This is a genomic window from Sulfitobacter sp. UBA4523 (genome assembly GCF_002388305.1).
Taxonomy (GTDB): Bacteria; Pseudomonadota; Alphaproteobacteria; order Rhodobacterales; family Rhodobacteraceae; genus Sulfitobacter; species Sulfitobacter pontiacus.
This window is the reverse complement of record NZ_DGMH01000024.1, coordinates 65,054-89,913: the sequence shown is the minus strand read 5'-3', so window position 1 is coordinate 89,913 and position 24,860 is coordinate 65,054. Positions and strand designations below refer to the sequence as shown.

Annotated in this window: 22 protein-coding genes; 16 read left to right on the top strand and 6 right to left on the bottom strand. The window is 62.1% G+C overall.

The window, feature by feature from the left end; genetic code table 11:
- The first annotated feature begins 89 nt into the window (after positions 1 to 89).
- Positions 90 to 1,439, top strand: a complete 1,350-nt coding sequence (locus tag B3849_RS06250; protein WP_286779917.1) for a cytochrome-c peroxidase — start codon at positions 90 to 92, stop codon at positions 1,437 to 1,439.
- Here B3849_RS06250 and B3849_RS06245 read toward each other — a convergent pair whose 3' ends face one another.
- A complete protein-coding gene (locus B3849_RS06245; RefSeq protein WP_278424613.1) occupies positions 1,440 to 2,954 on the bottom strand; it encodes a CRTAC1 family protein in 1,515 nt (504 codons plus the stop codon). It lies immediately after the preceding gene.
- Positions 2,951 to 4,177, bottom strand: coding sequence for an ROK family protein (locus B3849_RS06240; RefSeq protein WP_278376314.1), 1,227 nt, complete (start codon positions 4,175 to 4,177; stop codon positions 2,951 to 2,953). The genes B3849_RS06245 and B3849_RS06240 overlap by 4 nt, the downstream gene beginning before the upstream one ends.
- A gap of 262 nt (positions 4,178 to 4,439) precedes the next feature.
- Here B3849_RS06240 and xylF point away from each other — a divergent pair, with 262 nt between their 5' ends.
- The 6 genes from xylF (at position 4,440) to B3849_RS06210 (ending at position 11,143) form a co-directional block, all read left to right on the top strand.
- A complete protein-coding gene (gene xylF, locus B3849_RS06235; RefSeq protein ID WP_037942471.1) occupies positions 4,440 to 5,462 on the top strand; it encodes a D-xylose ABC transporter substrate-binding protein in 1,023 nt (340 codons plus the stop codon).
- 118 nt (positions 5,463 to 5,580) lie between these two features.
- The gene (locus tag B3849_RS06230; RefSeq protein WP_005850703.1) at positions 5,581 to 6,900 is read left to right on the top strand and encodes a sugar ABC transporter permease; all 1,320 of its coding nucleotides are present in this window, start codon (positions 5,581 to 5,583) and stop codon (positions 6,898 to 6,900) included.
- Positions 6,897 to 7,640, top strand: coding sequence for an ATP-binding cassette domain-containing protein (locus B3849_RS06225; RefSeq protein WP_005850705.1), 744 nt, complete (start codon positions 6,897 to 6,899; stop codon positions 7,638 to 7,640). The genes B3849_RS06230 and B3849_RS06225 overlap by 4 nt, the downstream gene beginning before the upstream one ends.
- A gap of 21 nt (positions 7,641 to 7,661) precedes the next feature.
- A complete protein-coding gene (xylB, locus tag B3849_RS06220; protein WP_278424611.1) occupies positions 7,662 to 9,095 on the top strand; it encodes a xylulokinase in 1,434 nt (477 codons plus the stop codon).
- 19 nt (positions 9,096 to 9,114) lie between these two features.
- Positions 9,115 to 10,413, top strand: a complete 1,299-nt coding sequence (xylA, locus tag B3849_RS06215; protein WP_180828489.1) for a xylose isomerase — start codon at positions 9,115 to 9,117, stop codon at positions 10,411 to 10,413.
- Between the two features lie 52 nt (positions 10,414 to 10,465).
- Positions 10,466 to 11,143, top strand: a complete 678-nt coding sequence (locus B3849_RS06210) for a DUF1045 domain-containing protein (RefSeq protein WP_278424610.1) — start codon at positions 10,466 to 10,468, stop codon at positions 11,141 to 11,143.
- A gap of 63 nt (positions 11,144 to 11,206) precedes the next feature.
- Here the strand turns inward: B3849_RS06210 and ahcY are convergent, their stop codons facing one another.
- Both ahcY and B3849_RS06200 read right to left on the bottom strand, forming a co-directional pair.
- Positions 11,207 to 12,595 (bottom strand): adenosylhomocysteinase, encoded by a 1,389-nt coding sequence (gene ahcY / locus B3849_RS06205; RefSeq protein WP_278424608.1) that lies wholly within the window; start codon positions 12,593 to 12,595, stop codon positions 11,207 to 11,209.
- A 108-nt stretch (positions 12,596 to 12,703) separates the two neighbouring features.
- Positions 12,704 to 13,006 carry an S-adenosyl-L-homocysteine hydrolase gene (locus B3849_RS06200; RefSeq protein WP_278424606.1) on the bottom strand — a complete coding sequence of 101 codons (303 nt, stop codon included), beginning with the start codon at positions 13,004 to 13,006 and terminating at the stop codon, positions 12,704 to 12,706.
- A 71-nt stretch (positions 13,007 to 13,077) separates the two neighbouring features.
- On the opposite strand from B3849_RS06200, the gene B3849_RS06195 reads away from it, so the two are divergent.
- On the top strand, positions 13,078 to 13,671 hold the full coding sequence (locus B3849_RS06195; RefSeq protein WP_037965663.1) for an HD domain-containing protein: 594 nt from the start codon (positions 13,078 to 13,080) through the stop codon (positions 13,669 to 13,671).
- A complete protein-coding gene (locus B3849_RS06190; protein ID WP_037942458.1) occupies positions 13,671 to 14,156 on the top strand; it encodes a GNAT family N-acetyltransferase in 486 nt (161 codons plus the stop codon). The genes B3849_RS06195 and B3849_RS06190 overlap by 1 nt, the downstream gene beginning before the upstream one ends.
- A gap of 4 nt (positions 14,157 to 14,160) precedes the next feature.
- Here B3849_RS06190 and B3849_RS06185 read toward each other — a convergent pair whose 3' ends face one another.
- Positions 14,161 to 14,715, bottom strand: coding sequence for an ActR/PrrA/RegA family redox response regulator transcription factor (locus tag B3849_RS06185; protein WP_009825693.1), 555 nt, complete (start codon positions 14,713 to 14,715; stop codon positions 14,161 to 14,163).
- A gap of 75 nt (positions 14,716 to 14,790) precedes the next feature.
- Positions 14,791 to 15,411 carry an SCO family protein gene (locus B3849_RS06180; RefSeq protein ID WP_278424601.1) on the bottom strand — a complete coding sequence of 207 codons (621 nt, stop codon included), beginning with the start codon at positions 15,409 to 15,411 and terminating at the stop codon, positions 14,791 to 14,793.
- Between the two features lie 99 nt (positions 15,412 to 15,510).
- Here B3849_RS06180 and regB point away from each other — a divergent pair, with 99 nt between their 5' ends.
- From regB to B3849_RS06145, 7 genes are all read left to right on the top strand, one after another.
- Entirely contained in the window at positions 15,511 to 16,908 is a 1,398-nt protein-coding gene (gene regB, locus B3849_RS06175) for a sensor histidine kinase RegB (RefSeq protein ID WP_286779916.1), read from the top strand.
- Positions 16,909 to 17,054: 146 nt separating this feature from the next.
- Positions 17,055 to 18,566, top strand: a complete 1,512-nt coding sequence (locus B3849_RS06170) for a PAS-domain containing protein (protein ID WP_278424599.1) — start codon at positions 17,055 to 17,057, stop codon at positions 18,564 to 18,566.
- 51 nt (positions 18,567 to 18,617) lie between these two features.
- Positions 18,618 to 19,088: a tRNA (adenosine(37)-N6)-threonylcarbamoyltransferase complex ATPase subunit type 1 TsaE gene (gene tsaE / locus B3849_RS06165; protein WP_005850727.1), complete on the top strand. Its 471-nt coding sequence runs from the start codon at positions 18,618 to 18,620 to the stop codon at positions 19,086 to 19,088.
- Positions 19,076 to 20,089, top strand: a complete 1,014-nt coding sequence (locus tag B3849_RS06160) for an aminoglycoside phosphotransferase family protein (protein WP_278424598.1) — start codon at positions 19,076 to 19,078, stop codon at positions 20,087 to 20,089. The genes tsaE and B3849_RS06160 overlap by 13 nt, the downstream gene beginning before the upstream one ends.
- Positions 20,065 to 20,757 carry a nucleotidyltransferase family protein gene (locus B3849_RS06155; protein ID WP_278424597.1) on the top strand — a complete coding sequence of 231 codons (693 nt, stop codon included), beginning with the start codon at positions 20,065 to 20,067 and terminating at the stop codon, positions 20,755 to 20,757. Before B3849_RS06160 ends, B3849_RS06155 begins: the two co-directional genes overlap by 25 nt.
- Positions 20,750 to 23,713 carry a double-strand break repair protein AddB gene (addB, locus tag B3849_RS06150; protein WP_278424595.1) on the top strand — a complete coding sequence of 988 codons (2,964 nt, stop codon included), beginning with the start codon at positions 20,750 to 20,752 and terminating at the stop codon, positions 23,711 to 23,713. The genes B3849_RS06155 and addB overlap by 8 nt, the downstream gene beginning before the upstream one ends.
- On the top strand, positions 23,710 to 24,860 hold a 1,151-nt coding region (locus B3849_RS06145; protein WP_286779915.1), incomplete at its 3' end, for a UvrD-helicase domain-containing protein. The genes addB and B3849_RS06145, both read left to right, overlap by 4 nt.

Genomic DNA, 24,860 nt, shown 5'->3' with positions numbered 1-24,860 from the left:
TGGTCTGTGCGGTTTTCGGCATATCTTGATTGCGGGTCGTCCCGCGTCAAACGCTTGTACCGAAGCGGTTTTTCCGCAAAACTACGATGATGAAGACCACCCTTGCCACCGCTTTCGCCCTTTGTCTTGCGCCGTTTCCTGGCGTCGCGGGGCCGCTGCCCGATCCCGTTGATCCGGCCAGCTTTGCGCCCGTCGATCTGGACGAGGCGATCCTCGGGCAATTGCTGTTTTACGACCCGATCCTGTCGGGCAACCGCAATATCGCCTGCGCCACCTGTCACCACCCTGATTTTGCCACCAGCGATGGCGTGTCACTGGGTCTGGGCGAAGGTGGGGTCGGGCTGGGGCTGGAACGGCGCGGGGATCCCGACAACATGCCGCCCCACCGCATCCCGCGCAATTCGCCTGCCTTGTTCAATCTGGGCGCAAGGGAATTCACCGTGCTGTTCCACGATGGCCGGATCGAGGTTGACGCCGGGATGCCCTCGGGTTTCCGCACGCCGCTGGACGACGATATGCTTGACGGTTTTGCGTCTTTGCTCTCGGCGCAAACCATGTTTCCGGTGCTCAGCCCCGACGAGATGGCCGGCCAGAATATGGAGAATGACGTGGCCAAAGCCGTGCGTCAGGGTCTGATCACGGCGCAGGGCGGGGCGTGGGATATTCTGGCGCGACGGGTGGCGGGCTTGCCCGACTATGCGCGGCGGTTCCAATCTGTCTATGATCATATCACCACGCCCGACGACATCGGATTTACCGATATTTCAAACGCGATTGCCGTCTTTGTGGCCTATGAATGGCGGTCAGACAGCTCTGCCTTTGATGCCTATCTGCGCGATCCGTCAGCCCCGTTGGACGCCGATGCGCAAAAGGGCATGGCGCTGTTTTATGGCGAGGCGGGCTGTAGCACCTGCCACGCGGGGGCGTTCCAGACCGACCATAGTTTTCACGCGATGGGGGCACCGCAGCTTGGCCCCGGCAAGGCAGCCGTGTTTGAAACCCACACCCGCGATACGGGGCGCATGGGGGTGACCGGAAATGGGGCCGATGCCTATGCCTTTCGCACGCCGTCCCTGCGCAATGTGATGCAGACCGGCCCTTGGGGGCATGCGGGCGGGCACAGCCAGATAGAGAAGTTCTTGCGCGATCATATGGATCCGGCCCGCGCGGCGAAACGCTTTGCCCCCGGCGCGGCTGACAGAAACGGGGTCCGCCTGCCGCCGCTGGACGGGGATGACTGGCGCGAGATGGACGACCCCGCCTCCCGCGATGCCATCACCCAAGCCGCGATGATCCGCGCGCCCAAAGGGCTGAATCCCGGTGATATCGCCGCGTTAGTGTCTTTCTTGCGCAGTCTGGATGACCCGCAGGCGCTGTCGGGACGCTTGGGTATCCCTGACACGGTGCCAAGCGGTCTGGCCGTGGGCGGTGCGCCCTGATCAATCGGGCTGCGTGACCGTGATCTGATCGCCTGCCGTCACGCGCATGGGGTCGCTTTGGGTGCCGTCTGGCCAGCGGACCTGCACCGTTGCTTCTGCCGCGTCGCCGATGCCGAAATGCAGCGGTGCCAGCACCGCCCCCGCATGACCGCCGCCAATGGTAATTTGCTGGCTTTGCACGGCGTCGCCCACCGTCACGATCACCCGCGCCCCCACGGCAAAGCGATTGCCGCCCGCGCCCCGCACCGCGATGCGCACAAAGCGGCCTGCCTCGGGCGTCACATTGCGATACATACGCATCGGCGCGCGCCGGTTCACCACGGCAAGATCCAGCAGCCCGTCGCCGTCAAAATCCGCCAGTGCCGCCCCCCGTGACCGCGCGATATCGGCCACACCTGCGGTGTCACCAACCTCGGTAAAACGGCCATCCTCCCCTTGGATCAACAGGTTATTCGGATCGCGCATCGCCATGCCGGGCATCTGGTCGACATTGCCCTTGGCGATAAACAGATCGGCGCGGCCATCGTTGTTCACATCGGCGAAACTGGCGTGCCATCCGGTAGACGGGCGGCCATCGCCGGGCACATAGGGGCGCTGCGCATAGGTGCCGATGTCATAGGGCGCGCCGCGATAGCTGCCGTCGGCTTGCGCCACCTGCATCAGCTGGTCCCCCATAGAGGTGAGCATCAGCTCGTCCCGTTGGTCGCCCGTCAGGTCACGGCTGGCGATCCCCATCCCCCAAAGCGAGACTTTGGCCCAGCCATCCGCTTCGGTCAGGAACCGCTGTTCAGCGATATCCCACATCTGCTCGGCCCCGCCGGAGACATAATAGTGTCTATCATTGGAGATTCGCAGCGATTTGAGCCCGCGCGCATCCTCTGCGGCAAGCATCGAGAGGGCGCAATACCCCGGCGACAGCGCGTGCGCGGTATATTGGGGCGAGGTGCCGCCGTTGGGTGTGAGCAGCGTGTTGGTATCACAGGCACCAAACGGCCCGTCGGGATTGGCGCGGTCAACATAATGGCCGATCGCAAGCGTGGGAAAGGATGCGCCATCCTCCCACCAGGCGGTGAAGGCGGTGGTCCATTGATCGGTTTGCGGGATGCCCCATGCCTCTGTCACATCGGTGAACTGGCAATCCGCGCCGCCCTGAAGCACGCGGTCCGGCCCGACGCGCATGACATATAGATCAAGCAGCCCGTCACCGTTCATATCGACAGGATAGGCCCCCGTGGCGCCCGTAATCTCGGGGTCGATCACAGCCCGTTCAAAGGCGATTTCCCCCGCGTCAGAGACGTTTTTGAGCAACAATAGCGGTGCAGTGCCACCTGCGGCCACCAGATCGGGCAGCCCGTCGCCCGAACAGTCAAACGCCGACACACCGCCGCCGACAAAATGTTCCCACCCGCCGGTATAATGGTGGTCGGGCAGGCCCGCGCTGATGTCCTGAAACAACGGATCGGCATGGGCAGCAGAGGCAAAGACACAGGCTGCCGCTAGCACACGATGGATCACGCAGCATTCTCCCCCAGCAGGGCGTCGGTCACATCGGACAGGGCCAGTGCAGCAGCCCCTTTCGCCCAGACGGACCCGCCCCAAGCGTGGATATCGACAGGGGTCGGCGCGCGGCCTGCGGGGAGGATCATAGAGTTCATCTCGCTTAACACATCATCAACGTTCAGATAGTCATAGCGCATCCGTTCGCCGCTGAGAATGATCCGTTCGGGGTCAAACAACTGCACGATATTGGCAAGCCCGACGCTCAGGAACCGTCCGGCGCGGTTAAAGATCGCGAGCGCGGCCTCGTTGCCCGCGTTCGCTTCGTCATACAGGGTTTCGATCATCGACACGGCAGAGCTTTCGGCGCGCGGGTCGCGTTCAAACGCGGTGCCTGCCTCGCGGATAATGGCATAATCGGCGACATAGGCCTCAAGACAGCCGCGCTGCCCGCAACGGCACAAGGCACCGTCCAACTGCACCTTGGTGTGGCCCAGCTCCATCCCCGGGCCAAGGGCGCCGCGAAACAGCCGGTTGTTCAGCACCAGCCCCATGCCGACGCCGCGTTCAATGGTCACCACGGCAAAGTTGGAAATCCCCCGACCGGCCCCGAACCACAGTTCGGCCAGCGTCAGCAGGTTGGTGTCATTGTCCAAAGACACAGGCAGCCCCAGCGTTTTCGACAGCAGATCGCGCAGCGGCATATCCGTATCCAGCATCACCGGCGACCATTTCACGATCCCTAGGCTCGCATCCACCAGCCCGGGCAAGCCGATTCCCACGGCGCTGATGTCGGACATTACGCGTCCCGATTTCTGCAACAACCTGTCCATGAGGGAACTGACTTCGGACAACATATCTTCGGTAGACTGCCGCAGCGACGCACTGGCGACATGGGCCTCGGCGATGATCGTGCCGGCAAGGTCCAGCAATACCGCGGTATGGCGTTCGTCCGACAGCTTCATGCCCACGACGAAACGGCTTTGCGGGGCGACCCGCAGGGCAATGGGCGGGCGGCCACGGCTGGGGCCGCGCTGGCTGTCCTCTACCTCTTGCAGCAGACCGCGCGCGATCAGATCAGAGGTGATGGTGGTCACCGACCCGGGGCTGATGTTGAGCTTGCGCGCCACATCCATGCGCGGCATCTGCCCGTTCGCGCGGACCTGTTCAAACACCTGTTGGCGCAGCGGGCGTGTATCATCCTGCGGCAAGGCCAGCAGCGGGCCACAGCCTGAAGACACAAGTTTTGACCCCTCCGACCCAAGGTCGCGAATTAGTTCGCTCGCCAAACTTTATCCTCCCGATGTATTTTGAAATTCCCCTGCAACAGGTTAATCCCTCTGTCTCCCACAGGAAATAAGCCGTGTTTTGCCGATCTGTGTCAAATTCTTTGTGTCATAATGTAAAATTTATTTTGACAACTGAATTAAAGTGCGCAACCTCATACTACGACGTCACCGATGCCACCAAGGACATCGGATCATTTCATCTGGGAGGAAAGAAATGCGTAAACTCTTTATGGCAGCGGCCGTCGCCACTGCTGGCTTCACTCAGACCGCAGCAGCCGAGGATATCACCGTCGGCGTGAGCTGGTCGAACTTCCAAGAAGAGCGGTGGAAAACAGACGAGGCCGCGATCAAGGCCGCGCTGGACGCTGCCGGTGCGAAATATGTCAGCGCCGATGCGCAATCGTCGTCGGCCAAGCAGTTGTCGGATGTGGAAAGCCTGATCGCCCAAGGCGTTGATGCGCTGATCATCCTTGCCCAAGACAGCCAGGCCATCGGCCCCGCAATCACCGCAGCCGCGGACGAAGGTATTCCGGTTGTGGGCTATGACCGCCTGATCGAAGACCCCCGCGCCTTTTACCTGACCTTCGACAACGTCGAGGTGGGCCGTATGCAAGCGCGTGCCGTGCTGGAAGCGATGCCAAAGGGCAACTATGTGATGATCAAGGGCTCGCCCACCGATCCGAACGCCGACTTCCTGCGCGGCGGCCAGCAAGAAGTGCTGCAATCCGCGATTGATGCGGGCGATATCACCATCGTTGCCGAAGCCTATACCGACGGCTGGCTGCCCGCCAACGCACAGCGCAACATGGAGCAGATCCTGACCGCGCAAGACAACAACGTTGATGCGGTTGTTGCCTCCAATGACGGGACAGCAGGCGGTGCCGTTGCCGCGCTGACCGCGCAAGGCATGGAAGGCACGCCCGTGTCCGGCCAGGACGGCGACCACGCGGCGCTGAACCGTGTTGCCAAGGGCACGCAGACCGTCAGCGTCTGGAAAGACGCCCGTGATCTGGGCAAGAACGCAGCCGAAATCGCTGTTGCCCTTGCCGGCGGCACCGAGATGGCAGACGTGGACGGCGCGCAGGAATGGACATCCCCTGCGGGCACGGCCCTGTCGGCCAAGTTTCTGGCCCCCGTGCCTGTCACCATCGACAACCTGAACGCGGTTCTGGACGCCGGCTGGATTTCGAAAGAAGCCCTGTGCCAAGGCGTGACAGACGTCGCGGCCTGTAACTAAGACCAAAACGCACACCCCGCCCCCTGATGCGGGGTGTGCCACCCGTTTGCTTCAGCCCGGCTGCCGCGCTTTGCGGCCCCGCTGATTGACATTGCGACCCAATCCGGAAGCCAATCACATGACAGATACGACCACCGAAACCGGGGCAGATGTACATCCGTCGCCGACAGCGCCCAAGCGCTCTTTTCTTAGCCAGCTCGAAATCGATACCCGTCTGTTAGGGATGATCGGTGCGTTCATTCTGGTCTGCCTCGTGTTCAACGTGCTGACCGACGGGCGCTTTCTGACGCCGCGCAATATTTTCAACCTCACGATCCAGACGGTCAGCGTTGCCATTATGGCGACCGGTATGGTCTTTGTGATCGTGACCCGACACATCGACCTGTCGGTCGGCGCGATGCTGGCCACCTGCTCTGCCGCGATGGCGATGACCCAGACCGATATCCTGCCGCGTATGCTGGGCATGGGGTTGGGGCATCCGATGATCCCCTGGATCGCCATCGTCGTCGGCCTGCTGTTTGGCACCATCATCGGCGCGTTTCAGGGCTGGCTGATCGGGTTCCTCACGATCCCCGCCTTCATCGTGACCTTGGGCGGGCTGCTGATCTGGCGCAACGTGGCGTGGTATATGACCGACGGTCAAACCATCGGGCCGCTGGATGAGACCTTCCGCAAGTTCGGCGGAATCAACGGAACCTTGGGCGAGACATGGTCTTGGGTCGTCGGGCTGATCGCCGTGGTTCTGGCGCTTTGGGCGCTGTGGTCGTCACGGCGCAACAAGGTCAACCACGGGTTTCACGTGAAACCGGTTTGGGCCGAGGTGCTGGTCGGTCTGATTATCGCCGTGGGCATTCTGGGCTTTGTCGCCATCCTGAACGCCTATGAGGTTCCGACCGCGCGTCTGATGCGCGAGTTCAAGGCCCGTGGCGATGTGATGCCCGAAGGCTATACCGCGTCTTACGGTATCCCCTATTCGGTGTTGCTGCTGATCGCGCTGGCGATTGGCATGACCGTGATGGCCAAACGCACGCGGCTGGGGCGCTATATCTTTGCCACGGGCGGCAACCCCGACGCGGCAGAGCTGTCGGGTATCAATACCCGTCTGCTGACGGTCAAGGTCTTTGCCCTGATGGGGGCCCTGGTGGCGCTATCCGCGGTTGTTGCCTCTGCCCGTTTGACCAACCACTCGAACGACATCGGCACGTTGGACGAACTGCGTGTTATTGCGGCGGCTGTCATTGGCGGCACGGCTCTGGCGGGCGGTATAGGGACGATCCACGGGGCCATTCTGGGTGCCTTGATCATGCAATCGCTGCAATCGGGCATGGCTATGGTGGGCGTTGACGCACCGCTACAAAACATCGTCGTCGGTGCGGTTCTTGTTTTCGCCGTCTGGATCGACATCGTCTATCGCCGCCGTATGGGAGGGAAATCATGACACCGCTTGTAGAGCTCAAGAATATCTCGTTGTCCTTCGGGGGGGTGCGTGCCGTCGATAACGTGTCGCTGGACCTGTATCCGGGCGAGGTCGTCGGCCTGTTGGGGCACAATGGCGCGGGGAAATCCACGCTGATCAAGATCCTCGCTGGTGCCTATCAGATGGACGAGGGCGAAATCTGGATCGAGGGCAAGAAAGCCAGCATCCATTCGCCCCGTGACGCCCGCCGCCACAACATCGAGACCATCTACCAGACGCTGGCGCTGGCCGATAACCTTGATGCGCCCAGCAACCTGTTTCTGGGGCGCGAACTGACCAATAAATTCGGCCTTGTGGATGACGCGCGGATGGAGGCAGAAACCCGCAAGATCATGGCGCGTCTCAACCCCAACTTTAAGAAGATAAGCGAGCCTGTCTCGGCGCTTTCGGGCGGTCAGCGGCAATCGGTTGCGATTGCCCGCGCGGTCTATTTCAACGCCAAGATCCTGATCATGGACGAACCGACTGCCGCCCTTGGGGTGCATGAAAGCAAGATGGTTGCCGATCTGATCAAAGAGCTAAAGGCCCAAGGGCTTGGCATCTTCCTGATCAGCCACGACACCCGCGAGATGCTTGAGCTGTGCGACCGTGTGTCGGTGATGAAGAACGGCGCGCTGATCGGCACCGAAAAGGTCGGCGACGTGACCGAGGATGACATCCTGAGCATGATCATCATGGGCAAGGCGCGCGACGCCGCATAGGCGCTGACAAAGGGGAAAACCATGTTTCTGGGGCTTGATCTGGGCACCTCTGGGCTGAAAGCCCTGCTGGTGGACGACGCCGAAAACATCATCGCGGAAAGCGTGGCACCCTTGCAGGTGTCGCGCCCCCACGATGGCTGGGTCGAACAGGACCCGCGCGATTGGTTCACCGCCTGCGCCGACGCGATTGCGGGGCTGGGGGTTGATCTGGCCGCCGTGCAGGGTATCGGGCTTAGCGGGCATATGCATGGCGCGACCCTGCTGGATGCCGCGGGCACGCCGCTGCGCCCCTGTATGCTGTGGAACGACACCCGCGCCGCAGCACAGGCCGCCGCGATGGATGCTGATCCCCTCTGGCGTGCGGTCACGGGCAACATCGTCTTCCCCGGTTTCACCGCGCCCAAAGTGGAATGGGTGCGCGAAAATGAACCCGATATTTTCCCGCGGATCGCCAAGGTGTTGCTGCCCAAGGACGCGCTGCGCTTTTGGCTGACCGGCGACGCGGTGTCAGAGATGTCGGATGCCGCAGGCACAAGCTGGCTGGATACCGGCGCGCGCGACTGGTCCGACGCTTTGCTGGAACGGTCCGGCCTGACGCGGGCACAGATGCCTTCGTTGGTCGAAGGATCGCAGGTGTCAGGGCACCTAAGCGGCTCTATCGCGGGGCAACTGGGCCTGCCTGCGGGGATCCCCGTTGCGGGGGGCGGCGGGGATAATGCTGCCTCGGCCATCGGGATGGGTGTGGTGAAACCGGGTCAGGCTTTCGTCTCGCTTGGCACCTCGGGCGTGCTGTTTGCCGCGACGCCCGACTATGCCGCGGCACCTGAAAGCGCGCTGCACAGCTTTTGCCACGCGCTGCCGGACCTGTGGCACCAGATGGGGGTGATCTTGTCGGCCACGGATTCGCTGAATTGGCTGGCTGGTGTGTTGAACGAGGACGCGCGGACGCTTACCTCTGATCTGGGCGCGTTGCAGGCCCCCGGTCGCACGATCTTTATGCCCTATCTGGGCGGAGAGCGGACGCCCCATAACGACGCCAATATCCGGGGTGGTTTCCTGCACCTCGCCCATAACACCGACCGCGCCGCCATGACCCGTGCGGTGCTGGAGGGGGTGACCCACGCCCTACGCGACAGTTTCGACGCGATGCGGCAAACCGGCACGCGGATCGACAGCCTGATTGCCGTCGGTGGCGGGTCAAAATCCGATTACTGGCTGTCGGCCATCACCACGTCACTGAACATGCCGATCCAGCTGCCCGCCGCGGGTGACTTTGGCGGTGCCCTTGGGGCTGCGCGCTTGGGTCGTATGGCCGCCACAGGTGCCGGGGCCGAGATCGCCGTGCCGCCCCCCATTTCCCGCGTGATAGAGCCTGTTCCAGCCCTAGTAGATGCCTTTTCGGAGGCCCACGCCCGATATTCAGACACGTATAGCGCCGTAAAACATTTGCGCTAAGACAAGAAGGACCATCCCCATGACCAGCTTTTTCGACGGCATCCCGACGATCTCTTACGACCCGCAAGCGGACCATGATTTCGCCTATCGCAGCTATAATCCCGACGAGATGCTGATGGGCAAGACGATGGCAGAGCATCTGCGCTTTGCCGTTGCCTATTGGCACAGTTTCGCATGGGAAGGCGGCGACCCTTTTGGCGGCCAGACCTTCCTGCGCCCCTGGTTCGACACCACGATGGACGCCGCCCGCGCCAAGGCCGACACCGCGTTTGATATGTTCAAGATCCTCGGTCAGCCGTATTTCTGCTTCCACGACGCCGATGTCCGTCCCGAGGGCGATACCTTTGCCGAAAGCACCGCGCGGCTGCACGAGATCACCGATTACTTTGGCGAGAAGATGGAGCAGACGGGCACCAAGCTGCTGTGGGGCACGGCCAACCTGTTTTCCAACCGCCGCTATATGTCGGGTGCTGCCACCAACCCCGACCCCGATATTTTTGCCTATGCCGCCGCGACGGTGAAGGAATGTATCGACGTCACCCACAAGCTGGGCGGCGAGAACTATGTGCTGTGGGGCGGGCGCGAAGGCTATGAAACGCTGCTGAACACCGACCTGAAACGCGAACGCGAACAGGCGGGGCGTTTCTTGCAGATGTCCGTCGAATACGCCCGCAAGATCGGCTTCAAGGGTGCCATCCTGATCGAGCCTAAACCGCAGGAACCGACCAAACACCAGTATGACTACGACGTTGCCACCGTCTATGGTTTCCTCAAGGACTACGGGCTTGAGAACGAGGTGAAGGTGAACATCGAACAGGGTCACGCCATTCTTGCCGGGCATTCGTTTGAACACGAGTTGGCGATGGCCTCGGCGCTTGGGATTTTCGGGTCGATCGACATGAACCGCAACGACTACCAGTCAGGCTGGGACACCGACCAATTCCCCAATTCCGTCCCCGAAGTCGCGCTGGCCTATTACGAAGTGTTGAAAGCGGGCGGTTTCACCACCGGCGGCACCAACTTTGACGCCAAACTGCGCCGCCAGTCGCTGGACGCCGAGGATCTGATCCTTGCCCATGTCGGTGCGATGGATGTCTGTGCCAAGGGCCTGAAAGCCGCCGCCGCGATGCTGGAGGATGGCAAGCTCGAAGCGGCGCGGGACGCGCGCTATGCGGGTTGGGGCTCTGAACGCGGCCAAGGCCTGCTGAGCAGCGATCTGGAGACGATCAACGCACAGGTCAAAGCCGATGCGCTGAACCCGCAGCCCGCCTCGGGCCGTCAGGAAGCGCTGGAAAATCTGGTTAACCGCTATCTTTAAGCTGTTACATGGCGCTGTTAGGGGTCTAGGCTGACCGATAAGGGGGCCCGAGATGTTCAAACGCTACGCCATTTACTATACGCCGCCGCCGGGGGATTTCGCCCGGCGGGGCGCGGCTTGGTTGGGCTGGGATGTGCAGGCGGGCGAAGCTGTGGCACATCCCGATATCGCAGGGCTTGATATTGCCAAGCTGACCCAGAGACCACGCAAATACGGGCTACACGGGACCGTCAAGGCGCCGTTCTTTCTGGCGGATGGGACCAGCGCGGCACAGCTGACCGAAGGCCTCGCCGCCTTTTGCAAAGGGCAAGCGCCGGTGCAGTTGGATGGGCTGGCCCTGTCGCAGATCGGGCGGTTTCTGGCACTGGTGCCGCAGGGCGACACGACCGCGCTTGGCAGTCTTGCGGCCTCTGCCAATGTGGTGCTGGACGCCTTCCGCGCGCCGCTGTCAGAGGCGGAGTTCACGCGCAAGAACGCCCCCTACCTGACCGATCAGCAGCGGATTTACCTCAAAACCTACGGATACCCCCATATTATGGAGTATTTCCGCTTTCACATCACCCTCACCGGACCGCTTGCGCCCGATCAGATCGACCCCGTCAAAACGGCTCTGCATCGCTATTTAGGGTCGGATACCCCTGCCCCCTTCACCATCGATAGTCTGACGCTTTGTGGCGAGGATGCGCAGGGGCGGTTTCACGAGGTCGAACGCTTCGCGTTTGGCACCTGACCCACGAAAAACGCCGCCCTGCATCCCTGCAAGGCGGCGTTTTGTCAGACGGTATGCACCGGCTTAGTAGCGGTAGTGTTCCGGCTTGAACGGGCCTTCGGGTGTGACGCCTATATAGGCGGCTTGTTCGCTGCTCAGCTGGGTCAGTTTCACGCCGATACGATCAAGGTGCAAACGGGCGACTTTCTCGTCCAGATGCTTGGGCAGGATATAGACCTTGTTCTCGTATTTGCCGGTGTTTTCCCACAGTTCGATCTGCGCCAGCACCTGGTTGGTGAAAGACGCGGACATGACGAAGGACGGGTGACCGGTGGCGTTGCCGAGGTTCAGCAGACGGCCTTCGGACAGCAGGATCAGACGGTTGCCCGAAGGCATCTCGATCATGTCGACCTGTTCCTTGATGTTGGTCCACTTGTGGTTCTTCAGCGCGGCAACCTGGATTTCATTGTCAAAGTGGCCGATGTTGCCGACGATCGCCATGTCCTTCATCTCGCGCATATGCTCGATGCGGATCACGTCCTTGTTGCCGGTGGTGGTGATGAAGATGTCGGCACTGTCCAGCACGTCTTCCAGCAGGACAACCTCGAACCCGTCCATCGCCGCTTGCAGCGCGCAGATCGGGTCGGCTTCGGTCACTTTCACGCGGGCACCGGCACCGGCCAGCGATGCGGCAGAGCCTTTGCCAACGTCGCCATAGCCACAGACAACAGCGACCTTACCGGCCATCATCACATCTGTCGCGCGGCGGATACCGTCGACCAGCGATTCACGGCAGCCGTATTTATTGTCGAACTTGGACTTGGTGACGCTGTCGTTGACGTTGATCGCGGGGAAGGGCAGCTGGCCTTGCTTCACCAGATCATACAGACGGTGGACGCCAGTGGTGGTTTCCTCGGACACGCCCTTGATCTGGTCGCGCATCTTGGTGAACCAGCCGGGGGATTGCTCCATCCGCTTTTGAATCTGCGCCTTGATCGCGACTTCTTCTTCCGACGTTGGCACGGGGATCACGTCTTCGCCAGCTTCGGCACGGGCGCCCAGCAGGATGTACAGGGTCGCATCGCCGCCATCATCAAGGATCAGGTTCGGGCCGTCGGGGAACTGGAAGGATTTATCCAGGTAATCCCAATGCTCTTCCAGCGATTGCCCCTTGATCGCGAAAACAGGCGTGCCGCTTTCGGCAATCGCCGCCGCCGCGTGATCCTGGGTCGAGAAGATGTTGCAGGACGCCCAACGGACATCGGCCCCCAATGCGACAAGCGTTTCGATCAGAACAGCGGTCTGGATCGTCATGTGCAGAGAGCCCACGATGCGCGAACCGGACAGCGGTTTGCTGTCGCCGTATTCCGCGCGCAAGGCCATCAGGCCGGGCATTTCGGTTTCTGCGATATCAAGTTCCTTGCGGCCATAGGCGGCAAGGCTAATGTCTTTAACGATGTAATCGTTGGCCATCGGGGCATCCCTTTTCAAAAGATCGGCTATGTATCGTATATTTGAAAAGGGCCGTAGCACTTTGATGCGGTGATCTCAACGGTGGCGGTCAAGCGTCACACGAAACGGTTACTCTGCCGAGGCGACGATCATCTCGTCCGTGGTCATCCCCGCCATCCAGTTTGACCCCTGCGCGGTGACGCAGGCCATCCCGTTCGACAGGGTTTTTACAGCAGACCATGTGCCTGTGTCATCCGAGGCCCAGATTTGGACCGCGCCGTCGTCCTGGCCTTCAACCGGCGTTTCGCCGTACCAATCCACCAGCGACGCCTTAAGCTCTTGCGCGGGCATGCAGACATCGCTTGCCAATGCGGGTGCGGCCACGGTCCCGAGGCCAAGTGCGAGTGTGAGAGCAGAAATAACAGGTTTCATGATCGTCTCCTTCGTGGGAAGAACACCGCGAAACCCGCAAATGTTCCACGTGTCAAAGGCAGAGCAATAGAATGGCGCAGCAATCCCGTGCATGGCAACGTATGTTATCCGGCCGCAGGCTTGACCTGCTGGACCCGACGCCGGTCGATATAGAGATCGAGGATATCGCCCATGGGCTGGCCTTTGTCGCGCGGTGGAACGGGCAAACGCGGGGGGATTTTGCCTATTCCGTGGCCGAACATTCGCTGCTGGTCGAAACGATTTATGGCCGGATGAACCCCAAGGCCCCGCCAAAGTGGCGGTTGGCCGCGCTGCTGCACGATGCGCCGGAATATGTGATCGGCGATATGATCTCTCCGGTGAAGGCGGCGGTCGGGCCGGAATATGGTGCGCTGGATGACCGGCTGATGTCCGCGATCCATATCCGCTTTGGCCTGCCTGCGGCGCTGCCGAAATCGGTCAAGCAGCAGATCAAGCGCGCCGATAAGGTCAGCGCCTGGATGGAGGCGACGCAGATCGCCGGTTTCTCGGAGGCCGAGGCGTCCAAGTTCTTTGGCCGGCCCAACCCCGATCTGATGGAGGGGCTGTCGATCGTGCTGCGCCCGCCGGTGGACACGCGCAATGACTTCACCGCGCGGCATCTGGATTTGCTGGGCGCGCTGTGATGGTCAAGGTCCGCCCGCCAATCGCGCTGGATGCCGGCAATATGGCGCAGCTGCTGAACGAGATCATCACCATCGGGGGCACTACCGCGATGACCCGCCCTGTCACCGGCAAGGATCTGACCGAATGGATGGCCAGCAACGCCGATCAAAGCGCGTGGCATGTGGCGCTGGACGATCAGGAAAACGTCGTGGGGTTCCAGTGGATCAGCCCGCACCCCGATCTGCCGCCCGAGGCCTGCGACATCGCGAGCTTTGTGCAGGTTGGTCGTACCGGTCTGGGCATCGGGTCGGCGCTGTTTGATGCCACCGCGCAGGCAGCGGCACGGCTGGGCTATGTCTGGATCAATGCCACGATCCGCGCCGACAACCACGGCGGGCTGACCTATTACCAAAGCCGCGGGTTCCGCGACTGGCATTATGACGAAGGGGTCTCGCTTGCCTCGGGTCAGGTCGTGGACAAGATCAGCAAACGCTACGACGTCTAGCGCGTTACTGCGGGGACCGTTTTGCCAGGATGCGCTGCAAGGTCCGGCGGTGCATGTTCAGCCGCCGCGCCGTTTCGGACACGTTTCTATCGCAAAGCTCGTAGACACGCTGGATATGTTCCCACCGCACACGATCCGCGCTCATGGGGTTTTCCGGAGGCGGCGGCATGTCATCGCCCGAGGCCAGCAGCGCGTTCACGATGTCATTGGCATCAGCGGGTTTTGACAGGTAATCCGTCGCACCGATCTTGACCGCGGCGACGGCGGTGGCGATGGCACCGTAGCCGGTCAGCACCACGACCCGCGCATCGGGGCGTTTGTCGCGCAGCACCTCGACCACATCCAGCCCGTTGCCGTCCTGCAACCGCAGATCGACCACCGCATAGGCCGCGGGCCGCGCGGTCGCGATGGCCACACCGGCGGCGACGGAACCGGCGGTTTCTACGTCAAAGCCGCGCTTCTCCATCGCCTTGGCAAGGCGGCGCAGAAACGGTTCGTCATCATCCACCAGAAGGAGGGACCGATCCTCGCCGAGATCAAGCGCATTTTCCTGAACCATATCATGCTCCGCTGGTTGAATGTTGTACCGGGACTTTATCCAGATATGTGGCGGTGGCCTAGCTTGGTCAAACTTTTACTGATGTTCCACAAAGCAGGCGACCTTGTCGGCCAGCTGCTCTGGCGGGACATCGCGGCGGAAGAAATCGACGAAACCTTCGCCCGGCATCACCAGATAGCTAAAGGTCGAATGGTCCACGAGGTAGTCATCGCCTTCATCCTCATGCGCCTTGTAATAGGTGCGGTAGGCATCGCTTGCCGCTTTGACCTGTGCGGGCGATCCGGTCAGACCGATCATCTTGGGGTGCATGTTGGCGGCGAAATCTCCAACAACTTCAGGGGTATCGCGGGCAGGATCGACGGAAATGAACACCGGCGTCACGGACATGCCGCGCGCCTCCAGCTCATCCACGGCGCGGGCGTTCCGGTCCACGTCCAGCGGGCAGACGTCTGGGCAGAAGGTATAGCCAAAGTAAACGAGGCTGGGTTCGGTGATCACATCCGCGTCCGTCACGGTCTGGCCTTGGGCATTCACCAGTTCGAACGGCCCGCCCAATTCGGCACCACCGGCTACGGCAGAGTTCTTGCACTGCGCGTATTTGTCGCTGTCGCCATCGGTCCAGTATACCAGCATCAGGGATACCGCCAGAAACGCCAGCACGACCAACACCGCGCCAATTGCCAACACTCTTCTCATATTCATTCTCCTGCGCGGTTAGGCGCTCTTGATCCCGGTCGGACACAGACCTACGCTTTCCCTTTATCAACGCAAACGACATTTTGAAAAGGTGCGCCGATGACGCAGGCCGCTAACATTCCCGTGGGTAGAGGCCTGGGCAAGGGCGCGCGCGCCAACTGGATCCGCCTGCGCACAATGATCGTGCTGCGGTGGGTGGCGATTGCGGGGCAACTGACGGCGATCACCGTCGCGCAACGCATCTTTGGCCTGCAGCTGGAACTGGGGCTGTGCTATTTCGCGATTGGCGTGTCGGTGATCGGTAATCTGATCGCCATTCTGGTGTTTCCCGAAAACAAGCGTCTGTCTGAATATGAAAACCTGCTGATGGTGCTGTTCGATCTGGTGCAGCTGGCCTTTCTGCTGTTCCTGACGGGCGGGCTGCATAATCCGTTTTCGCTGCTGTTGCTGGGGCCGGTGACCATCTCTGCCACGGCGCTGAGCCTGCGGTCGACCATCGTGCTTTGTGGCACAGCCATTGGGCTGGCGACGGGGCTGGCGCTGTTTCACCTGCCGTTGATCACCCAGAACGGGGGCCGGCTTGAGCTGCCGGGCATCTTTATCTTCGGCATCTGGATCGCGCTGGTGATCGCGATTGTGTTCTCTACCGCCTATTCCCGCCGCGTCACCACCGAGATCCATTCGATGGCAGACGCCTTGGCCGCCACCCAGATGGCGCTGGCGCGCGAACAGAAGCTGACCGACCTTGGCGGCGTGGTGGCCGCTGCCGCACATGAACTGGGCACGCCCCTTGCCACGATCAAACTGGCCAGCAGCGAGCTGTGGAATGAACTGCAAGACCAGCCCGATCTGGCCGAGGATGCCGCGTTGATCCGCGATCAGGCCGACCGGTGCCGCGATATTCTGCGCGACATGGGGCGGGCGGGCAAAGACGATCTGCATCTGCGCCAAGCCCCCTTGATGATGGTGCTTGAAGAAGCCGCCGAACCGCACCGGATGCGCGGCAAAACGTTTACATTTACGCTCGGGCCAGATGCCGGGGACGCCGCCGACCAGCCCGCGATCCTGCGCCGGCCAGAGGTTATCCACGGGCTGCGCAACCTGATGCAGAACGCGGTGGATTTCGCCGCCACAACAGTCTGGGTAGAGGCGAACTGGTCTGACACGGTGATCTCGGTCCGGATATTTGACGATGGTACGGGCTTTCCGCCGCATATCCTTGGCCGCATTGGTGACCCTTTCATGCGGCGGCGCCCTTCGGACCGCAGCAACGCGCGGCGCCCCGAATACGAAGGCATGGGGCTGGGGCTGTTCATCGCCAAGACCTTGCTTGAACGCTCGGGTGCGGAGCTTCGCTTTGCCAATGGGCCGGACAGCGCCCCCAAGACGGACACCCCCGTCGGTGCGGTGGTCAAGGTCACATGGCCCCGCGAAAAGCTGGATGCGCATCACGGCGAAACGCCCCTGCCCACCGGAGAGAACACGCGCTTCACGTGATCCCTGCGGCAGCGGCGTGGGGGGGCACCAAAGATGATCTCGGCGATTTTCCGCGGCCATTCACACGTCGGTTCACGCGGCGGTTAATAAACTGTTAACTATTTGGGCGCTTAACTGAGTGGAACCCTAAAGAATTGAGTCCCGCCGTGGCTTCCACCTTCGACATTGCGCTCGTGATTTTTGCCATTCTTTCGAGTGGCTATATCGCCTATCTCTGGCTCGATAACGCAGAGACCGCCGACAAGGCCGATCCGCGGGGGGAGCCCGAGCTGTCCTATCTTTTTGACCATGGCGTGTTGCAGCACGCCTCTGGCACGACAGCGCAGTTTTGCCCGCTAGAGGCGGGGTTTCACGAATGGTCCGACTTGCATCACAACGTGTCAGGTCGCTTTGCGATGTTCCCCGACAAACCCCCTTCGACGCCCCAAGGCCAGTTGATCGTCCCGGCCACCGACCCCAAGATTCACACGCTGATCCGCATCACCTGGGAAAAGCACCTGTGCCGCGTGGTGGTGCTGGACCCCAATGATATGGGTGTCGATCTGCGGTCAGAGGCAGAGGTCACGCTGACGCGGCTACGCTCTACCGTGTCGGTGCCGCTTTGGCATACGGACCATGCAAACCGGCTGCTTTGGTACAACGATGCCTATCACGAGTTGTTTAACGCCTGTCACCCCGGTCAGGCGATTGAAACCCAGCGGCTGTTTCCCAGCGATTTCAGCAACGCGACCCACCGTCTGTCCTTGCGCGACCGGACCACAGGGGTGAAAGACTGGTACGCGGTCACCCACAGCCAATCGCGTAGCATCAACTGCTATCAGGCGACCTGCATCACCACATTGGTCCGCGCCGAAGAGGCGCAGCGCAATTTCGTGCAAACGTTGACCAAGACCTTTGCGCAGCTGTCCATCGGGCTCGCGATATTTGACCGCAAAAGCCAGCTGGTGCTGTTTAACCCGGCGTTAATCGACCTGACCGGATTAGGGGCGCAATTCCTGAGCGCGCGCCCTACGATCCAGACCTTCTTCGACAAGCTGCGCGAGGCGCGCAAAATCCCCGAGCCCAAGGATTATGCCACCTGGCGCACCACCGTGTCCGAGCTGATCAGCGCCGCCTATGATGGCCGCTATGAAGAGATATGGTCGCTTGAGTCAGGGCAGACCTTTCGGGTCAAGGGCCGGCCGCACCCCGACGGGGCCACGGCCTTTCTGATAGAGGATATCAGCGCCCAGGTCAGCCTGACCCGCACCTTCAGGGCAGAGCTGGAACAGGGGCAGGCGATGCTTGATACGCTGGATGATGCCATCGTCGTCTTTTCGTCGTCGGGTATCCTGACCTTCTCTAACACCGCGTATAATGACCTTTGGGGTGTCGATCCCGACATGACCTTTGCCGATATCTCTATCCACGACGCCATTCAGGGCTGGCACCGCCGGTCCGCCCCCAATCTGCTGTGGCAAGAGATAGAGGATTTCGTCACCAACCGCGAAGACCGCATGAAGTGGAGCATGCCGCTGTATCTTGCCAATGGGACAGAACTGACCTGCCTGTTTTCCCCCATCGTGGACGGGGCCACGCTGATCCGGTTTCACCAGCCGAAAAAGCCGGTGGCAGAGATTGAAAACCCCGAAACCGAGAAACCGCCACAAGACGCCTGACGCCCCGCTTTCGCCTTGCGGCGCACCACCGCGCCCAAGTAACCTTGGCGCATGGCATCACACGCACTTGATCTTACGCTGCATGACGCAGACCAAACCGCCCGACTGGCCGTGACCCTTGGGCGCGCGCTCACTGCGGGCGACGTTGTTTTACTGACCGGCGACGTTGGCGCAGGCAAGACGCATTTCGCGCGGGCGCTGATCCAGTCGCTGCTGGCGGTGCCCGAAGACGTGCCCTCGCCCACCTTTACGCTGGTGCAGACCTATGACGCCCCCGCCGCCGCGATCTGGCATGCGGATCTGTATCGCCTCACCTCTGTCTATGAGATCGAAGAGCTGGGGCTGACCGATGCGTTCAGCGATGCCATCTGCCTTGTGGAATGGCCCGACAGGCTGGGCGATCTGCGCCCCGAAGATGCGCTTGATCTGACGTTGACGGTCACTGGCGACGACACACGGCGGCTCTCGGCCACGTGGAACGACGATAAATGGCCCGAAAAGCTGGGGGCATGGCGCAAATGAACGACCGTATGACCGCTATGGACCGCTTTCTTGCCGATGCGGGGTGGGCACAGGCGCGGCGCGATCTGCTGGCCGGGGACGCATCGAACCGCCGCTATGACCGTCTGACCCTTGATGATGGCCGCTCCGCCGTGCTGATGGACGCCCCCGCCGACAAGGGTGAAGACGTGCGCCCCTTTGTCCGCATCGCCGATTGGCTGCGCGCCCAAGGGGCCAGCGCGCCCGAGATTTACGCGCAAGACGCAGGCAACGGCTTTCTGCTGATCGAGGATCTGGGCGATGACCTGTTTGCGCGGCTGATGGTCCTATCGCCCGCGATGACGCGGCAGCTTTATACCGCCGCGACCGACTGTCTGCTGGACCTGCACAAGGCCCCGCCCCCCGATCTGCCGCTCTGCGATGCCGATTGGCTGACAGAGGCGGCGCAGATGGTGTTTGACTGGTACGCCCCCGACAGCGGCACCGCGGCGGAGTTTAACACCCTCTTCACCCCGCTGGCCCGGGCGCTGGACAATAGCCCCCGTGTGATCATCCTGCGCGATTACCACGCTGAAAATCTGTTGTGGCGACCCGAGAGGACGGGCTCTGCCCGCGTGGGGCTGCTGGATTTCCAAGACGCGCTACAGGGCCACCCCGCCTATGATCTGGTGTCGATCCTGCAAGATGCGCGGCGCGATGTGACCCCGCAGATCGAGGCGGCGATGATCGCCCATTACATCCGGCAGAGCGGGCAGGATGATGCCGCCTTCCGCAGCGCCTATGCCTTGCTTGGCCTGCAACGCAACCTGCGGATCTTGGGGATCTTTGCACGGCTGTGCCTGCGCGACGGCAAGGCGCATTACGTCGATTTCATCCCCCGCGTTTGGGGCTATGTGCAGCGTAACCTTGATGATCCGGCGCTTGCCCCCTTGGCCAATGTGCTGCGTCCCGCCCTCCCCGCGCCGACCCCCGAGTTTCTGAAGGATTTGAAAGCCAGATGCGCCACGCCCCAGATGCCGTGATGATGTTTGCCGCCGGCTTCGGCACGCGGATGCAACATCTGACCAAAGACCAGCCCAAGCCGATGATCCCTGTCGCAGGCAAGCCGTTGATCGACCACGCGCTTGATCTGGCGCGCGGTGTCGCGCCGCGGCGGATCGTCGTGAACCTGCACTATAAGCCCGACCCGCTGCTGGATCATCTGGCAGGGCGCGACGTGCAGACGATTGTGGAACAGCCCGATATTCTGGAAACCGGCGGCGGGCTGCGCAATGCGCTGCCGCTTTTGGGCGACGGGCCGGTGTTTACCATGAACACCGATGCGATCTGGGCAGGCCCCAACCCGCTGTCCTTGCTGGCGGACGCATGGGACCCCGACAGGATGGATGCGCTGCTGATGGGCGTGCCGGTGGCGCAGGCCGTTGGGCATGGCGGCGACGGAGACTTTACGATGGGCACCGACGGCGCATTGAAACGCGGGCCGGGGGTTGTCTTTGGCGGGGTGCAGATCATCAAAACCGACTTGTTAGAGACGATTTCAGAGCGTGCATTCTCTCTCAACCTCTTGTGGGATGTGATGCTGGACCGCGGGCGGATGTACGGGCTGTCCTATCCCGGGCGCTGGTGCGATGTTGGCCACCCCGGCGGGATCACCCTTGCCGAAGACATGCTGGACGCCGCCGATGTTTGAACCGCAGGACGCACCGCGCGTTTTCGGGCTGGCCCCGGGCGTCGACTTCCCCAAGGAACTGGTGCGGGGTTTGCTTTCGCGGCTGGAAGGGCAACCCGCCCATGCCATCGGGCGGATCGATCTGGTGGTGAACACCCGCCGGATGCAGCGGCGTTTGCGCGATATCTTTGACGCGGGCCCGCCCAGCCTACTGCCGCGCATCCATCTGATCGACAACCTTGATACCCTTGGCAGCGGCGTTGACCTGCCGCGCCCCGGTCCGGCTCTACGCCGCCGGTTAGAGTTGATTACGCTGGTGTCAAAGCTGCTGGATCAAGCGCCTGAACTGGCCCCGCGCGCGTCGCTTTATGACCTATCGGACAGTCTGGCGCAGTTGATCGACGAAATGCAGGGCGAAGGCGTACCGGTCGAGGCCGTGACCGAGCTGGATGTGAGTGACCAATCGGGCCATTGGGAACGCGCGAAACAGTTCCTCGCCATCGCGCATCAGTATCTGGGGGAAAGCGTCACCCGCCCCGATCCGCGTGCGCGGCAACGTCAGGTCGCACAGCGCCTGATCGCAGAGTGGGAGCAGAACCCGCCTCAGCATCCGGTGATTGTCGCAGGCTCTACCGGATCGCGGGGCACCTCTGCCCTGCTGATGGAGGCGGTGGCAAAGCTACCGCAAGGCGCGCTTGTGCTCCCCGGTTTCTGTTTCGACATGCCGCAAGCGGTCTGGACCGATCTGGGTGAGGATCAGGAAAAGATATCGCAGGATCATCCACAATACCGGTTCCGCGACCTGCTGCGCCAGCTCGAGATGTCGCGCAGCAAGATCGATGCCTGGACCGACACGCCGCCGCCGTCTGCCGCGCGCAATGCGTTGGTTTCGCTGTCCCTGCGGCCTGCCCCTGTGACACACGTCTGGCTGACCGAAGGGCCGAAACTGCCCAATCTGCATCAGGCCACCGAAGGGTTAACCCTGATACAGGCCCCCACCCCGCGTGCCGAGGCGCTCGCTATTGCGCTGCGCCTGCGCCAAGCGGTCGAGGATGGCAAAACCGCCGCGCTGATCACCCCGGACCGGATGCTGTCGCGTCAGGTGACCTCGGCGCTGGACCGGTGGAACATCCTGCCCGACGACAGCGCGGGCCTGCCGCTGCATCTGTCGCCTCCGGGTCGGTTCTTGCGTCACGTGGGCGATCTGTTCCTGCGCAAGCTGGATTCCGAAGCCTTGCTGACCCTGCTGAAACACCCGCTAACCCACAGCGGCGGCGATCGCAATTTTCACCAGCTCAACACCCAAAGGCTGGAACTGCAACTGCGCCGCGACGGGCTGCCCTATCCGGATGCGGAAGGCGTGTTGAAACTGGCGCGCAAGACGGTATCGCGGTCGAAAGACCCCGCGCAGATGGATGTCTGGGCCGATTGGGTCGGCACCCATCTGACCGAGTGCGAACTGACCGGCGACCGGCCGCTAGAGGAATGGGTCGCCCTGCATATGGCGCTGGCCGATGCCATCGCCGACGGTGCCACGCCAAGCCAGCCCAACGGGTTGTGGCAGCATCACGCGGGCGAAGAGGCGGCGAAGGTGATGAACGATCTTGCCGAAAACGCGCCCTATGGGGGCGAGATGTCGGCGGCGGATTACACCGATCTGGTGGGTGCCCTGCTGCAACAGGGCGAAATCCGCGACCGCGACGCGCCGCATCCCAACGTCATGATCTGGGGCACGCTCGAGGCCCGCGTGCAGGGCGCCGATCTGGTGATCCTTGGCGGGCTGAACGACAGCACTTGGCCCGAAGCTCCGCCGCCCGACCCCTGGCTGAACCGTCAGATGCGCCTGAAAGCCGGTTTGCTGCTGCCCGAACGGCGGATCGGCCTGTCTGCCCATGACTATCAACAATCCATTGCCGCGCCCGAGGTCTGCCTGACCCGCGCGATCCGGTCGGACGAGGCGGAAACCGTGCCTTCGCGTTGGCTGAATCGTTTGGGCAACCTGCTGAACGGTTTGCCCGCGCAGGGCGGAGATGCGGCGTGGAAGGCGATGATCAAACGCGGCGACCACTGGCTGGATCAGGCCCGTGCGCTGGAAACCGTGACCCGTGTGCCCCCCGCGCCGCGCCCGTCGCCGCGCCCACCCCGTGCCGCACGCCCCCACGCGCTGTCGGTGACAGAGATCAAGCGCCTGATCCGCGACCCCTATGCGATCTATGCCAAACACAGCCTGAAACTGCGTGCGCTGAACCCGCTGGTGCAATCGCCAGACGCGCCCGTGCGCGGCATCATCGTGCACGAGATCATGGAACGGTTCATCAAATCGGTGACAGCGGAGCCTGCGCTTTTGACGAAAAGCCATTTGTTAGAGACGGCCCGCACCGTGTTAAAGGCCGAAGCCCCCTGGCCCGCCGCGCGCCTCATGTGGCTGACCAAGATCGAACGGATTGCCGATTGGTTCATCGAAAACGAGCTGCATCGACAAAGCTATTCCACCCCCGCCGCTTTTGAAAAAGCCGCCAAGGGCAGTCACGCGTTCCCCGATCTGGGCTTTACCCTTATGGGATTTGCCGACCGGATCGACCGGACGGAAGATGGCGATATTCTGATCTATGACTACAAGACCGGCACGCCGCCCAGTGTGGCCGAGCAGAAAGCCTTTGATAAGCAGTTGCTGCTCGAAGCCGCGATGGTCGAGGAAGGTGGTTTCAAGGAAATCGGCCCCGCCCCCGTTGCCCAAGCCGCCTATATCGGGCTTGGCAGCAAACCGGTGGAACGCCCAGCGCCGCTTGAGGATGAACCCCCGCACGAGGTGCTGGCCAAGCTGCACGCGCTGATCACCAGCTATCTGTCGGATGAACAGGGGTTTACCGCGCGCCGTATGGTGAAAACCACCGATTTCGCGGGCGATTATGACCAGTTGGCCCGGTTTGGCGAATGGGATGCCACGACCGAACCCACGCCGGAGGATCTGACATGACCGCCCCCTTTGACGACGCCACCCGCGCCCAGATCGACGCGGCGCGGCCCGATGCCTCTACGTGGTTGGGGGCGAATGCGGGGTCGGGTAAGACCCGCGTGCTGACCGACCGCGTGGCGCGGCTGTTGCTGAACGGGGTCGAACCGCAGCATATCCTGTGTCTGACCTACACCAAGGCCGCCGCGTCAGAGATGCAGAACCGGCTGTTCAAACGGCTCGGTGCCTGGGCCATGCTGACCGACGCCGATCTGCGTCATTCACTGTCGGAGCTGGGGGTCGAGGATGGCTTTACCCCCGAAAAGCTGCGCATGGCCCGCACCCTGTTTGCCCGCGCCATCGAAACCCCCGGCGGGCTGAAAATCCAGACGATCCATTCGTTCTGTGCGTCTCTATTACGGCGCTTTCCGCTGGAAGCAGGTGTCAGCCCGCAGTTCACCGAGATCGAAGACCGCGCCGCCGATCTGCTGCGGGCCGAGATCGTGGATACCATGGCCGAGGGGCAGGATGCCGCGCTGATCACCACGCTGGCGCGGATGTACACGGGCGAAGACTTCAGCAAGCTCACCCGCAGTATCGTCGGGCAGCGCGAAGGCTTTGCCACTGTGCTGTCATGGGAAGACGTGCTGGCGCTGTTCGATCAACCCGCCGACCTGACCGAGGAGAAGATCACGGCTTCGGTGTTTCTGGGATCAGAGGCGATGATCCTTGAACAGATGATCCCGCCGATGCGGGCCAAGGGCGGGCTGGACGGCAAAGCGGCGGAAAAGCTGGCGACGATCCAGACAATGGATATCTCTGCCCTGCCCGTTCTGGAAGACGTGATGCTGACCGGTGCGGGCGCCAAAGAACCCTTTACCGCCAAGGTCGGCACCCTGCCCACGAAACCGACGCAAAAGCTGCTGTTTGATCTGATGCCGCAGGTCGATGACTTGATGCGGCGGGTCGAAGATGCCCGTGACGCGCGGCTGGCGCTGCGGGCGGCGCAGAAGACCCATGTGCTGCATCAATTCGCACATCGTTTCCTTGAAATCTATGCCCACGAGAAACAGAAACGCGGCTGGCTCGACTTTGATGATCTGATCCTCAAGGCGCGGGCGCTGCTGACCAACCCTGCGGTCGCGGCTTGGGTGCTTTACCGGATCGACGG